The organism is Paenibacillus sp. EKM211P (assembly GCF_011066175.1).
Lineage (GTDB): Bacteria > Bacillota > Bacilli > Paenibacillales > Paenibacillaceae > Paenibacillus > Paenibacillus polymyxa.
This window is the reverse complement of the sequence record NZ_JAAMNS010000045.1, coordinates 1-1237: the sequence shown is the minus strand read 5'-3', so window position 1 is coordinate 1237 and position 1237 is coordinate 1. Positions and strand designations below refer to the sequence as shown.

The 1237-nt window shown below is 55.1% G+C and carries 1 rRNA gene; it reads left to right on the top strand.

Annotated elements, in window-relative coordinates:
* Positions 1 to 1237 (top strand): 23S ribosomal RNA (locus tag G9G57_RS25250); the annotation flags it as partial.

The following is a 1237-nucleotide window of genomic DNA, read 5'->3' as shown; positions in this document are numbered from 1 at the left end:
AGTAGCGAAGGTCATGATCTCAGACTGCCAAGAAAAGCCTCTAGCCAGGAGAAGGTGCCCGTACCGCAAACCGACACAGGTAGGCGAGAAGAGAATTCTAAGGCGCGCGGAAGAACTCTCGTTAAGGAACTCGGCAAAATGACCCCGTAACTTCGGGAGAAGGGGTGCCTCGGTAGGGTGAATAGCCCGAGGGGGCCGCAGTGAAAAGGCCCAAGCGACTGTTTAGCAAAAACACAGGTCTGTGCGAAGCCGCAAGGCGAAGTATACGGGCTGACGCCTGCCCGGTGCTGGAAGGTTAAGGGGAGTGGTAAGCCTTCGGGCGAAGCTATGAACCGAAGCCCCAGTAAACGGCGGCCGTAACTATAACGGTCCTAAGGTAGCGAAATTCCTTGTCAGGTAAATTCTGACCCGCACGAATGGCGTAACGACTTGGGCGCTGTCTCAACGAGAGATCCGGTGAAATTTTAATACCTGTGAAGATGCAGGTTACCCGCGACAAGACGGAAAGACCCCATGGAGCTTTACTGCAGCTTGATATTGAATTTGGGTACGATCTGTACAGGATAGGTGGGAGCCGTTGAACCTTGAGCGCCAGCTTGAGGGGAGGCATCCTTGGGATACCACCCTGATCGTATCTAGGTTCTAACTTGGTACCGTGATCCGGTACGAGGACAGTGTCAGGTGGGCAGTTTGACTGGGGCGGTCGCCTCCTAAAGAGTAACGGAGGCGCCCCAAGGTTCCCTCAGAATGGTTGGAAATCATTCGAAGAGTGCAAAGGCAGAAGGGAGCTTGACTGCGAGACCTACAAGTCGAGCAGGGACGAAAGTCGGGCTTAGTGATCCGGTGGTACCGCATGGAAGGGCCATCGCTCAACGGATAAAAGCTACCCTGGGGATAACAGGCTTATCTCCCCCAAGAGTCCACATCGACGGGGAGGTTTGGCACCTCGATGTCGGCTCATCGCATCCTGGGGCTGAAGTAGGTCCCAAGGGTTGGGCTGTTCGCCCATTAAAGCGGTACGCGAGCTGGGTTCAGAACGTCGTGAGACAGTTCGGTCCCTATCTGTCGTGGGCGTAGGAAATTTGAGAGGAGCTGTCCTTAGTACGAGAGGACCGGGATGGACGTACCGCTGGTGTACCAGTTGTTCCGCCAGGAGCACCGCTGGGTAGCTATGTACGGAAGGGATAAGCGCTGAAAGCATCTAAGCGTGAAGCCCCCCTCAAGATGAGATTTCCCA